6 protein-coding genes are annotated in these 19,256 nt (G+C 48.6%); 5 read left to right on the top strand and 1 reads right to left on the bottom strand.

From position 1 onward, the window contains the following. Window positions 1-303: 303 nt before the first annotated feature. From QT998_RS01180 to QT998_RS01195, 4 genes are all read left to right on the top strand, one after another. Window positions 304-3,717, top strand: a complete 3,414-nt coding sequence (locus QT998_RS01180) for a non-ribosomal peptide synthetase (RefSeq protein WP_333113478.1) — start codon at window positions 304-306, stop codon at window positions 3,715-3,717. A 155-nt stretch (window positions 3,718-3,872) separates the two neighbouring features. Further along, a complete protein-coding gene (locus QT998_RS01185; protein ID WP_333113476.1) occupies window positions 3,873-8,942 on the top strand; it encodes an aminotransferase class III-fold pyridoxal phosphate-dependent enzyme in 5,070 nt (1,689 codons plus the stop codon). 284 nt (window positions 8,943-9,226) lie between these two features. Continuing rightward, on the top strand, window positions 9,227-10,102 hold the full coding sequence (locus tag QT998_RS01190) for a cupin-like domain-containing protein (RefSeq protein ID WP_333113474.1): 876 nt from the start codon (window positions 9,227-9,229) through the stop codon (window positions 10,100-10,102). 154 nt (window positions 10,103-10,256) lie between these two features. Then, the gene (locus QT998_RS01195; RefSeq protein WP_333113471.1) at window positions 10,257-17,549 is read left to right on the top strand and encodes an amino acid adenylation domain-containing protein; all 7,293 of its coding nucleotides are present in this window, start codon (window positions 10,257-10,259) and stop codon (window positions 17,547-17,549) included. A 163-nt stretch (window positions 17,550-17,712) separates the two neighbouring features. On the opposite strand, the gene cobS is transcribed toward QT998_RS01195, so the two are convergent. Continuing rightward, the gene (gene cobS / locus QT998_RS01200; protein ID WP_333113467.1) at window positions 17,713-18,510 is read right to left on the bottom strand and encodes an adenosylcobinamide-GDP ribazoletransferase; all 798 of its coding nucleotides are present in this window, start codon (window positions 18,508-18,510) and stop codon (window positions 17,713-17,715) included. Between the two features lie 259 nt (window positions 18,511-18,769). Between cobS and QT998_RS01205 the strand changes: the two genes are divergently transcribed. Then, window positions 18,770-19,219 carry a hypothetical protein gene (locus QT998_RS01205; RefSeq protein WP_333087554.1) on the top strand — a complete coding sequence of 150 codons (450 nt, stop codon included), beginning with the start codon at window positions 18,770-18,772 and terminating at the stop codon, window positions 19,217-19,219. Window positions 19,220-19,256: the final 37 nt, after the last annotated feature.

Genomic DNA, 19,256 nt, shown 5'->3' on the forward strand with positions numbered 1-19,256 from the left:
TCGCCAATAATAGGCCTAAACTGGTGAAATTGATGTTTTTACTGTGGGTGTATTCTCTGTAATTACACGGTTGCGGAACGGTAAACGATCGGCATAGAATATATTTGTATGTTGGATCTGTGTGAGTTGACAGGATGGTATAATTTGAGTTAGCCTCGGCTCGTAGGATAAAAATTTACAACAAAAAACACAACATTTCAGATGCTGGCGATCGCGCTTTGAACTGAATTGTTAATTAAAAGAAGTATTAAAAATCCGGTAACACTTGCTCCAAAGTTTTTAGTTTAATACTCGCAGGTAAGTATGTCTTTGCCAGCAGCAGACCATCCCCAATCTGTAGCAACTGATAGCGAATCTTCCTATCAACTTTCAGCGATCCAGCAGGGGATGTTGTTCGAGGGCCTTTCAGGCCAACAGTCAGGGGTAGATATCGAACAGGTACTGTGCAGCCTGGGCGAAGAATTGAATGTTTCAGCTTTTGTAGATGCTTGGCGCCAAAGTGTCGATCGATATCCAGTTTTGAGAACGAGTTTTAGTTGGTTGGATCGAGAGGTGCCGGTACAAACTGTACACCAAAAATTCGAACTGTCAATAGTTGAGGAAGACTGGCGCAGTTTGTCCCAGGACGATCGCACTAACAAACTGCAAACCTTTTTGCAAGCCGATCGCCTGCAAGGATTTGACCTAACTCAACCGCCGCTGATGCGTTTGGCTTTGTTCCGAGTTGCGGAAACCAAATACAAACTCATCTGGACTTATCACCATATTTTGCTTGACAGTACCTCGGCAATAACTGTTTTGCAAGCAGTTTTCACCTTGTACGAAGCCCTGACTGGCGATCGGCAATTAGAATTAACACCGCCCAGTGGCGATCGAGATGGCAGCGATCGGATGCAGCAAGATATCTCGAAAACAGAAGCATTTTGGAGGCAATACTTAAGCGGTTTGGGCGATCGTACTCCTTTGGTGGGCGATTTTTCTAGGACAGGGAAGATGCCCGCCCAACCAGAAAATGTATCAGTTGTGGAACAAGAAAGAGGCCTGTTGCCGACAATTCCCGAAATCCGGCTTTCTAGCAGTGTTACCACAGCTTTAAACTCTCTAATTCACGAACAGCAACTAACCCTGAATACCCTGCTGCAAGGAGTCTGGGCTTTACTTTTGAGCCGCTGTTCCGGTTCGCAAGATGTAGTATTTGGATCTATTTGCAACAGTCGATCGCCAAATACAGAAAAAATAGAACCAGCAGTAGGATTGTTCATCAATACTTTGCCACTGAGAGTAATTGTCACTCCAGAAATGCCAGCCATCGATTGGCTGAAACAACTGCAAAATCAATGGAATGTGCTGCAAGAATACAGTGACGTACCGCTGGCCAAAACTCAAGAATGGAGCGAAATCTCCCGCAGCAGCGCTTTATTTGAAAGCTTGCTAGTAGTTGAAAAGTGCCAGTTCAATTCTGCCCTGCAATCTCTAGGCGATGACTGGAAAAACCGAGAATTTCAGCTTTTAGAACAGACGAGTTTTCCCCTAACAGTTTACGGCTACGGGGGAGACGAATTGCTGCTGAAAATTGCGGGCGATCGCCAGCGGTTCGATGAAAACGCCCTTACCCGAATGTTGGGACACCTGCAAACTTTGCTCGAAAGTATAGCCGCGAATCCCCAGCAGAAAATCAGCAAATTGTCAATGCTGACAGCAGCCGAAATTTCGCAGTTGCAGCAGTGGAATCAAACTCAGGCAAATTATCCCCAAGACAAATGCGTTCACCAATTATTTGAAGCCCAAGTCGATCGATCGCCCGATGCCATTGCCGCCGTTTTTCCCCACAATTCCCGACAGCAGCTTACCTACCGCGAACTCAATTCGCGATCGAATCAACTAGCCCATTACTTGCAGCAATTAGGAGTCGGGCCCGATGTTTTAGTCGCGATTTGCATGGAACGTTCCTTAGAAATTGCGATCGCCGTTTTAGGCATTCTCAAAACAGGCGCAGCTTACGTGCCGATCGATCCAGCTTATCCCAAAGAAAGGCTGACTTTCATGTTAGCCGACACCAAAACTCCCGTTATACTCACACAATCTCACCTAGTGTCCGGCTTGCCGGAACATCAAGCGCGAACCGTTTGTTTGGACGCAAACTGGCAAGAAATAGCCAATTACAGCACCGAAAACCCCGCCAGCACCGTATCTCCCGACAACTTAACCTATACAATATATACATCCGGTTCCACCGGCAAACCCAAAGGAGTTCTCCTCCCGCACCGCGCCCTAGTCAACCTAATTGCGTGGCAACTGCAAAACTCCACCTTGGAAGACGCAGCCAAAACCCTGCAATTTGCCTCCCTCAGCTTCGATGTCTCATTTCAAGAAATGTTTTGTACTTGGTGTGCGGGGGGCACCCTCGTTTTCATCACCGAAGAAATGCGGCGAGATGCGCGGAGTTTGTTGCAGCTAATCGACACAGAAAAGATTCAAAGATTGTTTCTCCCTTTCATCGCCCTGCAACACTTAGCCGAAGCCGCCGATAGCTATCAGCTAGTACCAAAATCGCTGCGCGAAGTAGTCACCGCCGGCGAACAGTTGCAAGTCAACCGTTACATTACCAGTTTCTTTCAGCAGCTAGAAAATTGCACCCTGCACAATCAATACGGCCCCTCGGAGAGCCACGTTGTCACAGCTTATACCCTCAGCGGCCCGCCGGAAAATTGGCCCGCACTTCCTGCGATCGGCCGCCCTATTGCCAACACGGAAATCTATTTGTTACACCAGAATGGTGAGCCTGTACCGATCGGCGTTCCTGGGGAATTGCACATTGGAGGCATCTGTTTGGCGCGCGGCTACCTCAACCGCCCCGACTTGACTGCTGAAAGATTTATTCCCAATCCCTTAAACGATTTTAGATTGCCGATTTTACATTTTAGATTGGAGGAAGATGCACAGAAACCAGAGATTGCTGACAGCCAAGAAGTATCTAATTCTGTCAGATCGCATCTCCTTTATAAAACAGGAGATTTAGCCCGCTACCTGCCCGACGGTAATATCGAGTACATCGGACGCATTGACGGTCAAGTCAAAATTCGCGGCTTCCGCATCGAGTTGGGAGAAATCGAAACTGCACTCGCAAAACATCCGGCAATTAAACAAGCTGTGGTGCTAGCGCGGGAAGATACACCGGGGGACAAACGATTGGTGGCTTATTTAGCAGTCAATCCACAAGAGCAACTAACAATTGCAGACCTCCGCGTCCAATTGCAAGGACAACTCCCCGATTACATGGTGCCTGCGGTGTTTGTGACTGTGGAGGCGATGCCGAAGACTCCCAGCGGCAAAATTGACCGCCGCGCCCTGCCGCCACCTGACTCACAGCGACAAGAACTGTCCCAGGGTTACGCGGCGCCGCAAGGCGAGTTGGAGAAAGTGCTAGCGGGCATTTGGTCTAAGTTGCTGAAGCTCGATCGCGTGGGGATTCATGACAATTTCTTCGAGATTGGAGGTAATTCTCTGATGACTCTGCAAATTGCTGTGCAAGTGCGGGCTCTATTAGAAAAAGACTTGCCAGTTGTCAAATTGTTCCAGCATCCGACGATCGCCCAATTGGCCAATTATTTAAACCAAGGAGAGAGCACGAATCAGTCTAGTAATAAATTTCAAGATAGGGCCGATCGACAAAAAGCTGCTTTTAATCGATCGAAGCAGTTTACCAAAAGACGGTAGTTAGTAGTTATTGGTTAGTAGTTATTGGTTAGTAGTTATTGGTTAGTAGTTATTAATTGTTGTAGTTGTTTAAAAGAGGAGGATATAAAGAAGAAAACTTATGTAACGAGCTGTTGAAACTTGGGTATTTTACGTTTAATTATAGGGGCTTACTTATGACTAATTCACAGGAAAACTCAGAACTTGACGGGATTGCAATTATTGGCATGGCCGGTCGCTTTCCCGGTGCTGCAAGTGTCGATGAATTGTGGCAAAATTTGTGCGGCGGAGTCGAGTCCACAACGCTGTTCAGCGACACAGAACTAGACCCCAGTATTGACCCCAATCTCAGACAAGATCCGAATTACGTCAAAGCTAGAGGAATTATTGACGGTGCAGATCGCTTTGATGCAGCATTTTTCGGCGTGAGTCCCCGCGAAGCCGAAATTACCGACCCGCAGCAGCGCGTTTTTTTAGAAATAGCTTGGGCCGCCCTAGAAAATGCCGGCTGCGATCCGAATACTTTTAACGGCTCGATCGGAGTTTACGCCGGCACGGGCAACAATACCTATTTTCCCAACAACATCGCCGGACGATCGGACATAATTTCCCGCGCGGGCGAGTTTCAGGTAATGGTAGGAAATGAAAAAGACTACATCGCTACCCGCACTTCTTACAAACTCAATCTCAAAGGGCCCAGCGTCAGCGTCCATACCGCTTGCTCTACATCATTAGTTGCAGTTTGTCAAGCTTTTTATGCCTTAATGAGCTATCAATGCGATTTAGCTCTCGCCGGCGGAATTTCAATTACAGCTCCCCAAAATAGCGGTTATTTGTATCAAGAAGGGGGGATGTTTTCCAGCGACGGACACTGCAAACCATTCGATGCTAAGGCTGAAGGAACCGTATTCGGCAACGCAGGCGGGGCTGTGGTACTGAAGCGTTTGGAAGAGGCGATCGCCGACAGAGATACAATCTATGCGGTAATTCGCGGCGTCGGCCTCAACAACGACGGGGCAGCCAAAGTCAGCTTCGCAGCGCCCAGCGTAGACGGGCAAGCAGACGCGATCGCGATGGCCCAGGCGATGGCCGGCGTAGATCCAGAAACGATATCCTACGTCGAAACCCACGGCACGGCAACGCCCCTCGGCGATCCGATCGAAATTGCAGCTTTGACTCAAGCTTTTGCACGCGAAACCTCAGCCAAACAATTTTGCGCGATCGGCTCCGTCAAAAGCAACTTCGGACACACGATCGCCGCCGCCGGAGTCACAGGGCTGATTAAAACAGCTTTAGCCCTCAAACACCAACAAATACCCGCCACTCTCCACTACCAAACACCGAATCCGGCGATCGACTTTGCCAACAGTCCCTTCTACGTCAACGCTGAACTCTCGGAATGGAAAGCAGGCACAACGCCCAGAAGAGCCGGAGTCAGTTCCTTTGGTGTCGGCGGTACCAACGCTCACGTTGTCCTCGAAGAAGCCCCCGCGCTGGCACCGTCAAGTTCTTCTCGCCCGCGACAGTTGCTGCTGCTGTCGGCAAAAACTCCATCTGCTTTAGACGCAGCTACCGCAAATTTGCGATCGCACCTCGACGAAAACCCAGAGATAGAGCTCGCCGATGCTGCTTACACCTTGCAAACCGGGCGGCAAGCCTTTAATTACCGCCGCTTCGCGGTTTGTAGCGATCGCGCCGATGCCGTGCAGCTACTCGAATCGCTGCCGCCGCTGCGTACAGCAACCCGCTGCACCGAAGCCAGAAATCCGGCGGTAATCTTCATGTTTCCCGGACAAGGCGCGCAATACGTCAATATGGGCTTGAATTTGTACGAATCTGAGCCTTTATTCCGCGAAACGGTCGATCGCTGCGCCGAAATTTTGCAGCCGCACCTCGGCCGAGATTTGCGCGAAGTGCTGTATCCCGGTAGCGATGAAGCGACAGCCGCCGAGTCGCTGCGCCAAACTTTCTTGACTCAGCCTGCAATATTTACCGTAGAGTACGCGCTGGCTCAACTGTGGCAGAGTTGGGGCGTAACTCCCCAAGGTGCGATCGGGCACAGCATCGGCGAATTTGTGGCGGCAACTATCGCCGGCGTGTTTTCCCTAGAAGATGCCTTGATGCTGGTGGCTGCGAGGGGGCGCTTGATGCAAGATTTACCCGGTGGTTCGATGCTTTCGGTACGCTTGCCGGCGACGCAAGTCGAAGGGCGTTTGAGTGGGGATTTGGCAGTGGCTGCGGTGAATGCGCCGGATTTGTGCGTGGTTTCTGGGCCGACAGATGCGATCGCACTTTTTGAACAGCAATTAACCAGCGAAAAGATTGTCTGCAAACACTTGCACACTTCCCACGCTTTCCATTCGCCGATGGTAGATTCGATCGTCGAACCTTTCGCCGAATACGTGAAAAAAGTGCAGTTGTCAGCGCCAACTATCCCCTTTGTTTCGACTGTAACTGCTAGTTGGATCACCGCAGAACAAGCAACAGATCCGATGTATTGGGCGCGGCATTTGCGGGCGACAGTGCGTTTTGCCGACGGCATCAAAGAACTTTGGCAAGATCCGAATCGCGTGCTTTTGGAAGTCGGGCCGAGAACAACGGCTGCTACTTTGGCTCGCAAACAATCGAAGGATTTGAAACAGCAAGTTGCGATTTCTTCTCTAACCGATAATCCAGATAACAATGCTGAATGGACTGCTTTGTTAAGCGCCGTCGGACAGCTTTGGCTCTGCGGAGTGCCGATCGACTGGCAGAGTTTTTATCAGGAGGAAACGCGCGATCGCCTCCCCTTACCAACTTATCCGTTCGAGAGCAAACGCTTCTGGATAGAACCCATGCGGAGAGAGGGGGAGACGGGGAGACGGGGAGAGGGGGAGAATTCCCAACTCCCAATTCCCGATGCCCAATCCCCAATTCCCGATGCCCAATCCCCAATTCCCGATGCCCAACTATCAACTATCAACTATCAACCAATGCCAAATTCACAAATTGCAACCCAACAACCAGCTCGCAAAGAAAGACTAATTCCCAAAATCAAAAATATCTTAGAAGAAACTTCTGGTGAAGATTTAGGTAACGTCAGCGACGATCTCACCTTTTTAGAAATGGGTTTAGATTCTCTGTCTTTGACTCAAGTAGCGCTGAACCTCCAAAAAGAATTTAAGGTTAAAATTACCTTCCGCCAGCTACTAGAAACTTTCCCCAGTCTCGAAACTTTATCGGAATTTATCGACGGATCTTTGCCGCCGGAAGTTTTGCCCGCACCAATTGCAGCACCAATTGCAGCACCAATTGCAGCACCAATTGCAGCACCAATTGCCGTACCCATTGCCGCACCAATTGCAGCACCAATTGCCGCACCAATCGCAGCCAGCGCCCCGGTAAATCTGCCCGCCCCGCAACCTCACCTCTTGCAACCCTTACAGTCGAGCAACCTCGAATACTTGATCGGCCAGCAGTTGCAGATTATGTCGCGACACCTAGAATTGTTAGGTGGCGGTGTTCCCGCACAGCCGACACCGACAGCCCCACCTCAAATGGTGCAGCCCCCCGCACCGGTGCAACAGATCCCGCAATCCCACAATAACGGCAGCACGATCGCCCCAATCGCCCAACCTGCACCATCCGCCGAACCCACCGCCGAGCCCAAAAAAGTATTCGGCGCGGCCGCCCGCATCGACACCTCCGATCGCGGTGCCTTAACTCCATCGCAAAAAGCATATTTAGAAACATTTGTCAAGCGGTACACGGCGCGAACCCAAAAATCGAAACAGTACGCTCAGAGTCACCGCCACCACCTCGCCGATCCGCGCGTAGTTTCCGGCTTTAACCGGACGATGAAAGAGTTGGTTTATCCAATTGTCACAGTGCGATCGTCCGGTTCCAAACTTTGGGATAAAGACGATAACGAATATGTCGATTTAACCAACGGTTTCGGGTCGAACTTTTTCGGATATTCAGCGCCATTTATCACAGAAGCGATCGCCGCCCAAATGCAATTAGGCTTTGAAATCGGGCCGCAAACACCGCTAGCCGGGGAAGTCGCCGAACTCGTGTGCGAAATGACCAAGCACGATCGCGTGGCATTCTGCAATACAGGTTCTGAGGCAGTTTTGGGTGCAATGCGACTCGCGCGCACCGTCACCGGCAACAATACGATCGTCACATTTACCGGAGACTATCACGGAAATTTCGACGAAGTAATCGTGCGCGGAACTAAGAAATTGCGATCGCTCCCAGCAGCACCGGGAATTCCCCAATCCGCCGTTGACAATACCCTGATCCTCGACTACGGCGACCCCGAATCCCTGGAAATCCTCAAAGCGCGGGCGGGCGATTTTGCAGCCATCATGGTAGAACCCGTACAAAGCCGCCGCCCCGACTGGCAACCGCGAGAATTCCTCCACGAAGTGCGACGAATTACCGAACAAGCCGGTTGCGCCTTCATTATGGACGAAGTGATTACCGGGTTCCGAGTCGCACCGGGCGGCGCTCAAGAATACTTCGGCGTACAAGCAGATATTGGTACCTACGGCAAAGTCGTCGGCGGGGGGATGCCGATCGGGGTAATTGCGGGCAAATCAGCCTGGATGGACGCATTAGATGGCGGATTTTGGCAATTCGGAGACGACTCTTTCCCCGAAGTAGGCGTTACTTATTTTGCCGGAACTTTTGTGCGCCACCCGCTGACATTAGCAGCCGCCAAAGCATCCCTCGAATATTTGAAACGGGGCGGGCCTTCCTTGCAGCGCGATCTCAATGCCAAAACTGACCAATTAGTTGCAGAATTGAACGCCATGTTCGATCGCGAGCAAGCACCTTTTACTGTTAAAAACTTCGGTTCCCTGTTCAAAATCACCTACCCGCAAGATTTTGCTCATGGAGAACTGCTGTTCTATTCGCTGCGGGAAAAAGGAATTCACATTTGGGATCACCGCCCGTGTTTCCTGACGCTAGCCCATTCCGACGCAGATATTGCTTTTATCAAGGAGGCATTTAAAAACAGTATTGCCGAATTGCAGTCAGCCGGATTTTTTCCCGGTGGATCGGGGGAAACTGTGAGGGCGATCGAATTCCACAATCACAGTAATATTAATGGAGGAAAGTCCTCAACCGCTTTCGCCAACAATGCTCCCGTACCCGGTGCGAAATTAGGGCGAGATCCTAACGGCAATCCCGCTTGGTACGTAGCAGATCCAGAGCGCCCCGGCAAACATTTACAAGTAGGAGATAATTTATCGAATTGATTGTTAAAGTTGGCAATTAAATCCCCTAGGGGGTTGGTGTACCAACAATTGAACAATCCCCAAAAAAGGTTCGTAGTGCGGACGACCGTCCGTTCTTATACTGCAGATTCAAGTCCGCAGTACGAACCAATATTATTGCGGTAGATCGATCGCAATCCCAAAAAAAATTACAAATAGAAAATAGTTTTCGTTCGTAGTGTGGACTTCAGTCCACTCCCAGAGTCGGACTAAAGTTCGCACTACAAACCGTTTGATATCTGATAAGCAACACAGGAAAAACCCAAATGCTCCAAACAGCAAAAACTCTTCAAATAGAGCGCCGCACAGGCCTGACTCACCAGGAATTTGTCAGCGAGTACCGCAATCCGGGGAAACCAGTTATTTTTACAGATTTATCCAAAAATTGGCCCGCCCTAACAAAATTTACGCCCGATTATTTCCAAGAAAATTTTGGCGATCGCGAAATTGAAATAGGTGGCAAGATTTACACCCTCGCAAAATTGTTCGACTTGCTAAAAAAATCCACAAAAGAAAATCCGGCTCCCTATCCTTTTAAACTCAATGTCCGCAAAGATTTTGCCGATTTAGAGCCTGATATTTCTCCCAGACCGAGTATTGCCCAACCCGATCGCACTCACAGCCCATTAATCCCGAATATGCTGCTGAATGATTTGTACGACTTAGAAATATTCTTCGGCGGGCCGGGCGGATCGTTTCCTTATTTGCACTACGATTTTCTCGGACTCTATGCGTATATAAATCAAGTTTACGGGGAAAAAGAATTTACAATCTTTCCGCCGGAACAGCAAAAATATCTTTACCCAAAACCCGGTGCTCCTTGGCTATCCGAGATTGAAAACCATCACAATCCCGACTTAAAAAAATATCCGCTTTTGGCTGAAGCTACGCCAACAACAATTACAATCTCAGCCGGTGAAACGCTGTTTATACCCTGCGGCTGGTATCACACAGCCCGATCGCTGACTTTAACAATTTCCGTCGCATTCGACCAACTTTGCGAATCAAATTGGGACTTTTTTACGAACGAATGTTGCATTCCCAGAGGTCAAAATTCGCTCAAAGCCAAGATGATCAAAGCCTATCTGAAAAGTGCAGGTGCCGTGCTTAGTGCTCGCGAAAAATTGACGGGAACCCGGTAAGCTCAGGGAGATTGAATTTATTGGTGCATTCTGCCCCCACTAATAAGTTCAATTACTGAAATTGAGCCAAATCATACTGCGACTATCAGAATAATTCAGATAGTAAAATTGACAAAAAAATCGATCTAATTATATCTAAATTCATCTAAAATCCATGAACAAACAACTATTTGAATCACACAAAAACTTCACGCCTGTGGAATTCGATCCGTTTGTAGGTGGAGAGTTGGTTGGGTGTATATCAGCGACCGAAGCGCAAAAGGAAATCTGGATTTCTGCACAAATGGAGGATGATGCTAATTGTGCTTACAACGAGTCAATGTCGCTGCGATTGGTGGGAAATATCGATCTAGAAGCATTGCGTTATTCGATTCAAGAACTTGTAGCTCGGCATGAAGCATTGCGTCTGACATTTAGTCCCAATGGCACGATACTTTGTATAGCAGCTTCTTGTGAAATTGATATTCCTTTGATCGATTTGTCAATGATGAGTGATAGCCCAACTCAATTCGCTCAGTTGCAACAGCAAGAAGTTGGGCAATCTTTCGACCTCGTGCGCGGCCCACTATTTCGCGCTAAAATTGTCAAGCTGCAAGGGCAAGAATACATAGTGATGCTCACCGCGCATCACATTATTTGCGATGGCTGGTCTTGGGGCGTTCTTTTGCCAGATTTAGGAGTTCTTTATTCAGCTCGTAAACAAGGTGTTGTTGCCAATCTTTCAGAATCAATACTTTTCAGCGAATACGCATTTTTACAGGAACAAGAGGCCGATAGTTCAGAAATGAAGGCCGATGAAGCATATTGGCTCAAACAATTTAGCTCGTCCCCTCCTATCCTAGATTTGCCCACGGATCGTCCGCGCCCCCCCCTACGGACTTACAAAGCAGCGCGAGAAGATTGGCCTCTGGATGCGGCTTTAGTCAAAAATCTCAAACGTCTAGGGGCTAAATCTGGGTGCAGTTTCTTAACTACCATGCTGGCCGCATTTGAAATATTGTTGTCCGACTTGTGCGGACAAGACGATTTAGTCGTCGGGATGCCTGCTGCAGGACAATCAGTGTCGGGATGTACCCAGCTTGTGGGACATTGTGTGAGCTTGTTGCCGTTACGTACTCACATTGAGAGAGAAAAATCGTTTATTGATTATCTGCGAAATCGGCGATCGTTGGTGTTGGATGCTTACGAACATCAAAAAATCTCCTTCGGTAGTCTGCTCAAAACATTGACACTGCCGCGAGACTCCAGTCGTATTCCGCTAGTTTCTGTAGTTTTTAATCTCGATATGGGATTAAAAAGTGAACAGCTAACATTTGACGGCCTGCAAGTCGAATATTTCTCGAATCCCAGAAGTAGCGAAAATTTCGAGTTATTTATCAATGCCTTGGAATCCGGCGGTAAACTCGTCTTAGAGTGTCAGTACAACACAACCCTGTTTGATGCCGAAACCGTGCGCCGTCACCTAGCAGAATTCGAGCAATTATTACTCAGTATTGTTGCCGATCCTACGCAACCTTTATGGCAATTAGCTTTGTTGCCAGCAGCAGAACAGCAATTACTAGCTACCTGGAACAATACACAGAAACCATATCCCGAAAACCAATGCCTTCACCAGTTATTTGAAGCGCAAGTGGAACGCACCCCAGAAGCAGTGGCACTGGTGTTTGGTACCGGGCGGCTGACTTATCGGGAGTTAAATACCAAGGCCAATCAACTAGCACACTATTTACAAAAATTGGGAGTTGGGCCAGATGTTTTAGTGGGTATCTGTCTGGAACGTTCTCTGGATCTGATTGTCGCACTATTCGGAATTCTCAAAGCCGGTGGTGCTTATGTACCTTTAGACCCAGCATATCCTCAAGAGCGCATCGAGTTTATGCTCTCGGATGCCCAAGTGGCAGTGCTGCTGACTCAGGAGAAATTGTTGGCAGAACTTCCTAAATCGGATGCTCATCCAGTCTGTCTGGACAAAGATGGGAATGCGATCGCAGATCAGAAATCAGAAAACCCGATCGATCACTGTTCGCCCGCCAATTTAGTCTACATTCTTTATACCAGTGGCTCAACAGGTAGACCCAAAGGAGTAGCGATCGAACACCACAGTCCAGTTGCTCTCGTAGATTGGGCGCAAACAGTCTTTACACCAGAACAATTGAGCGGCGTTTTAGCTTCTACCTCGATCTGCTTTGATCTCTCAGTCTTCGAGATATTTCTGCCACTGAGTTGTGGTGGCAAAGTCATCCTCGCTGAAAATGCTTTGCACCTACCCACTTTACCTGCGGCTGGGGAAGTTACGCTGATTAATACAGTACCGACGGCGATCGCAGAATTGCTGAAAATGGGTATCCCAAAACAAGTTAACACCGTCAATCTCGCCGGCGAACCCCTCAGCAATCAACTGGCCCAGCAGCTTTACCAGCAAAACATCCAGTACGTCTTTAATCTCTACGGGCCTTCGGAAGACACCACCTACTCGACTTATGCCTTAGTCGAAATCGGCACCAATAAATCTCCTGCCATCGGCAAACCTATTGCTAATACCCAAATTTACATCCTCGATAGTCATTTGCAACAGGTTCCTATTGGTAGCAGTGGCGAAATCTACATCAGTGGTGCTGGGTTAGCCAGATGTTATCTCAATCGCCCTGATTTGACTGCCGAAAAATTTATTCCTAATCCGATTGGTGAAAAATTTCACACTACCAATCGAGTTTACAAAACAGGCGATTTAGGTCGCTATTTGCCTGACGGGAATATTGAGTACATTGGACGTATTGACAATCAAGTAAAAATTCGTGGCTTCCGCATAGAATTGGGTGAAATTGAAGCAGTGCTGGCAGATCAGCAGCTAGTCAAAACTGTGGCAGTGATTGCTAGAGAAGACCGCCCAGGCGATCGGCGACTTGTTGCTTATTTGGTGCTGAATCAAACTAATGTTAATACTGAGCAAAAACAAGCTCTTGTGCAGTCGTGGCGCAATGGGATTCAGCATAAATTGCCAGAATATATGATGCCTGCGGCTTTTGTGATTCTGGAGTCGATGCCCCTGACGCCGAATGGCAAAGTAGACCGCCGCGCTTTGCCCGCAGCACCCTCTACTTTAGAAACAGAAACAGAAAGCAGTTTTGTGGCACCGAGCAATTCTGTAGAAGAGGCGATCGCTAGCATTTGGTGCGAAGTTATGGGGATTGAGCGCATTGGCATTCACCAAAATTTCTTTGAATTAGGCGGACACTCACTAATGGCAGGACAGATCGTCTTCCGCCTCGGCAATCAGTTGTCGGTAGATTTGTCACTCCGCACTTTATTTCTAGCCCCAACCATAGCAGGTTTAGCCACAGAAGTTAGCAAACAGTTAAGGGGTTCAGATTCTGAGGAAACTTCATCGCCTTTACCATCGGTTGTCCGACGGCAGGAATTTCCTCTGTCTTTTGCTCAACAGAGAATGTGGTTCCTACACCAACTGGATCCGGAAAGTGGTTTGTATAATATACCCATCGCTCTGTACCTGGTCGGACCGCTTCAGATAGCTACCCTGGAGCAAAGTTTAATGGAAATAGTGCGCCGTCATGAGAGTCTCCGCACGACTTTTCCTTCTGTGGATGGTGATCCTGTGCAACTGATCGCTCCCACTCTCACAGTAACTTTGTCCGTAATAGATTTGCAGGCACTACCGATAGTTAAGCAGGATGCTGAAGTGCAGCGGTTAGCGCTAGCAGAAGCTAATTATACTTTTGACCTGACACAGTTACCTTTGGTGCGATCGACTCTACTGCAACTGGGCCCAGAATCTCATGTCTTGTTGGTGACATTCCACCACATTGTGTTTGACGGTTGGTCAATTGGGGTGTTGATGCAAGAGTTAAGCACACTCTACATTGCTTGGAGTACAGGTCAACCTTCTCCCTTACCGGAACTGCCCCTCCAATATGCCGACTTCGCTTGCTGGCAGCGTCAGTGGGCGACGGAAAGTGTAATGGAAACTCAACTGCGCTACTGGAAGCAACAGTTGTCAGGATGTCCGGCGCTGTTGCAGCTTCCCACTGACCGACCACGCCCTTCTGTGCAAAGGTTCCGAGGTCGCACTGAACTGTTTCAGGTCAATCCCGAAGTGGCTGGGCGATTGAACATTTTGAGTCAGCAATCAGGGGCGACTCTGTTTATGACGCTGTTAGCAGTTTTCGCAATTTTATTGTCACGCTACAGCGGTCAGGAGAATATTGTGATTGGTTCCCCAATTGCGAACCGCACTCGCGGTGATATTGAATCGTTGATTGGGTTTTTTGTGAATACTTTGGCATTGCGGATTGATGTGTCGGGGAATCCTACCTTTGCAGAATTGATTGAGCGAGTGCGGGACGTGGCTTTAGATGCTTATACTTATCAAGATTTGCCTTTTGATCGAGTTGTGGCCCAATTGCAACCCGACAGGAATGCCAGTTATCATCCTCTGTTCCAGGTAATGTTTGTTTTGCAAAATGCTCCGACGGAACAATTGCAGTTGCCGGGTGTGGTTGTGACTGCTTTGGAGATTGAGACTGTGACGTCGAAGTTTGATTTGCTTCTGTCCTTGGAAGAGGGCGCGGCTGGTCTCAAGGGGTTGCTGGAATATAATACGGATTTGTTTGATACCCCAACCATGACTCGGATGGTGGGACATTTTCAAATTTTACTGGAGGCTCTTGCTACAAATCCACGGCGGCGAATTTCGGAGTTGCCTTTGCTGTCAGCAGCGGAGCAACAGCAGTTGCTAGTGGATTGGAATCACACGCACACAAATTATCCTCAAGATGCTTGTATACATGAGTTATTTGAGGCTCAAGCAGAGCAAACTCCCGATGCTGTAGCCTTAGTTTTTGGCGAACAACAGTTAACTTACCAACAGCTAAATTCTCGGGCCAATCAACTCGCCCATTACTTGCAAACTTTGGGGGCTGGGCCGGAAGTTTTAATCGGTGTTTGTTTCGATCGCTCTTTGGATGCGATCGTCTCGCTGTTAGCTGTTCTCAAAGCCGGCTCTGCTTACTTGCCTTTAGATCCCGCCTATCCCCAAGACCGTCTGGAATTCATGCTGTCAGATGCCGCCCTATCGGTACTATTAACTCAACAGCATTTAACAGAAAAGCTGCCCGATACTGAAGCAAAAATAGTTTGTTTGGAGCAGGTGCGGGAGGAAATAAACGCACAAAGTGAGGACAATCTTGCCCATCTCGCGCAGGCGGAAAATCTGGCTTATGTCATGTATACTTCCGGTTCCACAGGCAAACCAAAAGGCGTTTGCGTCGTCCACCGTGGGGTAGTGCGGTTAGTTAAAAACACCGATTATGCGAGCTTCAGCGCCGCCGAAGTCTTCCTGCAACTGGCTCCGATTTCCTTTGACGCTTCGACGCTGGAAATTTGGGGGGCGCTGCTTAACGGGGCGCAACTGGTTGTCTTTCCCCCAGGAACTCCATCTTTAGCAGAGCTGGGAGAGGCGATCGGTTTATATAAAGTGACAATTTTGTGGCTGACCGCCGGACTGTTTCACTTGATGGTAGACGAGCGGATTGAGGATTTAAAGGGCTTACGTCTACTGTTGGCGGGTGGCGATGTTTTATCTGTTCCCCACGTCCAGAAATTGCTGAGAGAGGCTCCAAACTGCCAATTAATTAACGGTTACGGGCCGACAGAAAATACGACTTTTACTTGCTGTTTTGCGATCGCCCGTGACAGTCAAATTAGCAATTCGGTGCCGATCGGCAGACCGATCGCCAATACTCAAGTTTACATACTCGATCGCCATTTGCAGCCAGTGCCGATCGGCGTTCCGGGCGAGTTGTATGCAGGCGGTGCAGGCTTAGCCAGAGGCTACCTCAACCGCCCGGATTTAACAGCCGAAAGATTCATTCCAAATCCTTTGATCGCCAACCAAGAAGATGGATGGAAAAATGCCGAAGGGCGATCGGTTTCAAGCCTTCTTCCTTCTGCAAATCACCTTTACAAAACAGGGGATTTAGCCCGCTATCTGCCCGATGGTAACATCGAGTATTTGGGACGCATTGACAATCAAGTAAAGATTCGCGGCTTCCGCATTGAAATAGGAGAAATTGAGGCCGTACTGGCTGGACATTTAGATGTGAGTCAAGTGTCTGTGGCAGTTCAGTTAGATGCTTCAGGGAATAAATGTCTCGCAGCTTATGTAGTCCCGGGCCCAGGGAAAATTCTCGCCGCCAATACCCTGCGGAGTTTCCTGCAAAAAAGACTGCCAGACTACATGATACCCGCTGGGTTTGTGTTCCTCGATGCTTTGCCCTTGAACCCCAACGGCAAAGTTGACCGCCACGCTTTGGCAAGTCAAAAGTGGCAATCTGCCAGCGTTGCACCCGATCAAACAATTGCTGTTGCCCCCCGGGACAAATTAGAACTCCAAGTGAAGCAAATTTGGGAACAAGTTTTAGGCATCAATTCAGTTGGCATCAGGGACAATTTCTTCGAGATAGGAGGGCATTCGCTGTTAGCAGCGCGTTTGTTAGCTGAAATTGAAAAAGTCTTCGACAAAAAACTGCCACTATCTGCAATTTTCCAATCGCCAACAGTCGAACAATTGGCTGATATTCTCCGCGAACCGGAATGGTCGTCTCCCTCTCCGTCAATGGTAATGATTCAACCGGGAACAGGGAGTTACAAACCTCCTCTTTTCTGCATTCACGTACTCGGTAGGGGATTGGAATTTTACCGTCCTTTACTGAATTATATTGATCAATCGCAGCCTGTTTTGGGGCTGTCTACCCAAATTATGGATGAAAAGCTGGCTCCCCCCAATCGAGTTGAGGAATTGGCAGCTTATTACATCAAAGAAATGCAGGTTTTCCAGCCACACGGGCCTTATTTTCTGTTAGGAGTATCTTTTGGCGGTACAGTAGCTTTTGAGATAGCTAGGCAACTTCATGCCAAAGGTGAAAAGGTAGCTTTGCTGGGATTGCTGGATACCTACGGCCCGGATGCTTTTAAAAATTTGCCTCAAGTAAAGCGCGGTCAACGGGCGATGAAAGTTTTACACATGACTCCGGGTGTATTTCTGCGAAAAACTCAGAGCAATCTGGCGGGAAAAGTCGAAAGTATTACTAATCAAATATGGAGGATTTCTTCTAAGTTTTACCAAGCGATCGGGCGTCCCTTGCCGATCGAGCTGGAAAACTTCACTCATCGAGAACTCAATGAAGAGGCATTGAGACACTATGTAGCAGGAGTTTACTCGGGTGGAGCGACTATCTTCAAAGCGGTTGAGAGTGCCATCTTGTTTGATGCCGATACCGCATTGGGTTGGGGCGAGGTAGTTACAGGAGGAATAGAGATTCACGAGATCCCTAGCGACCATTTGGGGATGTTACAAGAGCCGCACGTTCGCATACTGGCGGAAAAATTGCAGGCTGCAGTCGATCGCGCTCGGCAAATGAATTGTCAATAATGTTAAGTCTTTTGGTTGTTGGTTATTGGTTATTGGTTATTGGTTGTTGGTTATTGGTTATTGGTTAACAGTCAACAGTCAACAGTCAACAGTCATTAGTCATTAGTCATCAGTCAACAGTTAACAGTTAACAGTTAACAGTTAACAGTTAACAGTTAACTGTTCACCCTTCCAAAGCCACCAAAAGACACAGCAACAAAGCCTCCGTCCACTCGACTACAGCACCGTAAGTATCGCCCGTATGGCCGCCCAAACGGTGGTTGAACCAGGCTCCGGCAAAAATTCCGATCGCACTTCCGCCCAAAGCCATCCCCACCGCCAACAGCCACCGATCGCCATCCAAGACAACTTGCAGCACGCTCAAACTCACCAACAACAGAACTCCTGGGATAAAATCAAAAGGTGAATAAATCGATTCTTTATGAAAAGCTCCCTTACCCTCCGGGCGGAGATAGGGATAGCGGGCGATCGCCACCAGTTGGCCCCACCTCCCCCAACCCGCCACACCCATCAAAGCCAGCCACCGATAGTGATTCAAATCCGAAAGAGCGACAGTTTTCAGCAGGACGATCGCGATCGCAGCCATTGCCCCAAAAGCCCCTGTAACGCTGTCCCGCATCACTTCCAGCCGGCGCACGGGGTCTGGTACGGCAAGCCCGTCCGCCGCGTCCATTGCCCCATCTAGGTGCAGCCCGCCAGTGATGGCGATGCCCAAAACTACCACCAAGGCCGATCGAGTCAGGGCAGGCATACCCAACAACTGCAACCCAATATCCGCCAGTCCCAGCATCCCGCCGATCAAAAGCCCGATCGCCGGAGCCAAACGAGCAATGCCCCGGAACTCCAAAGTCCAAGACACAGGCACCGGCAAACAAGTATAAAAAGCCACTGCGGCTGCAATGGCAGCGCCTTGATTCCGGAAAAAGTCGATCGTAGAGCGAACCAATTTATCATCCACCATAAGATAGAAAATTTTTCATTTTGTATACAGTTGTCAATTCATTAGCTTGTGCCAGAATTGGAACTGTAACACGCTAGTCCTTTGGATCGGGCATTCCTCCTGTCCGAGCAATTTTCCCCGGAAAACCTCTGCCGGCAGCGCTCCCGAAGCTCCCTATCTAAAATGACTAAACTCAAGATTCTGGTTTCCCGTATCCAGAATTCTAGCTAACTCCCCGATTTCCAAAACGGGAAAATACTACAACAGAGGCTTTTGTTCCATGAGTCACGACCAATCGAATAACAGGGTAGTTGCTCCTTGCATCATTGATACAGGCATTGTCGTCAACAAGCGCGATATCAAAAGATTGCTGTTTGATTTAGGACGTGTGCGCTACCTTCACATCCAAGATGGCAAGATTTACAGCGAAGGCGAAGGGTACGTGCTCGAAGTCTTCGCCAACCCCCATAGGTCTACCCTGATTGCCAACCACGGGCTTTATTTGAACGTGTATAGTTTTGATTACCTGGAACTGAAACAGTCGCCTGAAGATGGTGCTTATTTTGACCTGATTCAAGACGGCCGGCAGTTGCGGTTAATTCCCCTCTCCAATCCTTTACAAGAGCAAGTCTCCCGGAATTTAAATGCTGCGGCTTTGGATGCGGTTGTCGATCAGGTACTCTCAGGCCACTGGGATCTGCAATTGGATGAGGATGATTCTCAGTTTTAACCGTCAGTCAGTCAGTCAGTAGATTTTAGATACTTCG

The sequence above is a fragment of the Microcoleus sp. S1D4 genome (assembly GCF_036700765.1).
GTDB lineage: Bacteria > Cyanobacteriota > Cyanobacteriia > Cyanobacteriales > Microcoleaceae > Microcoleus.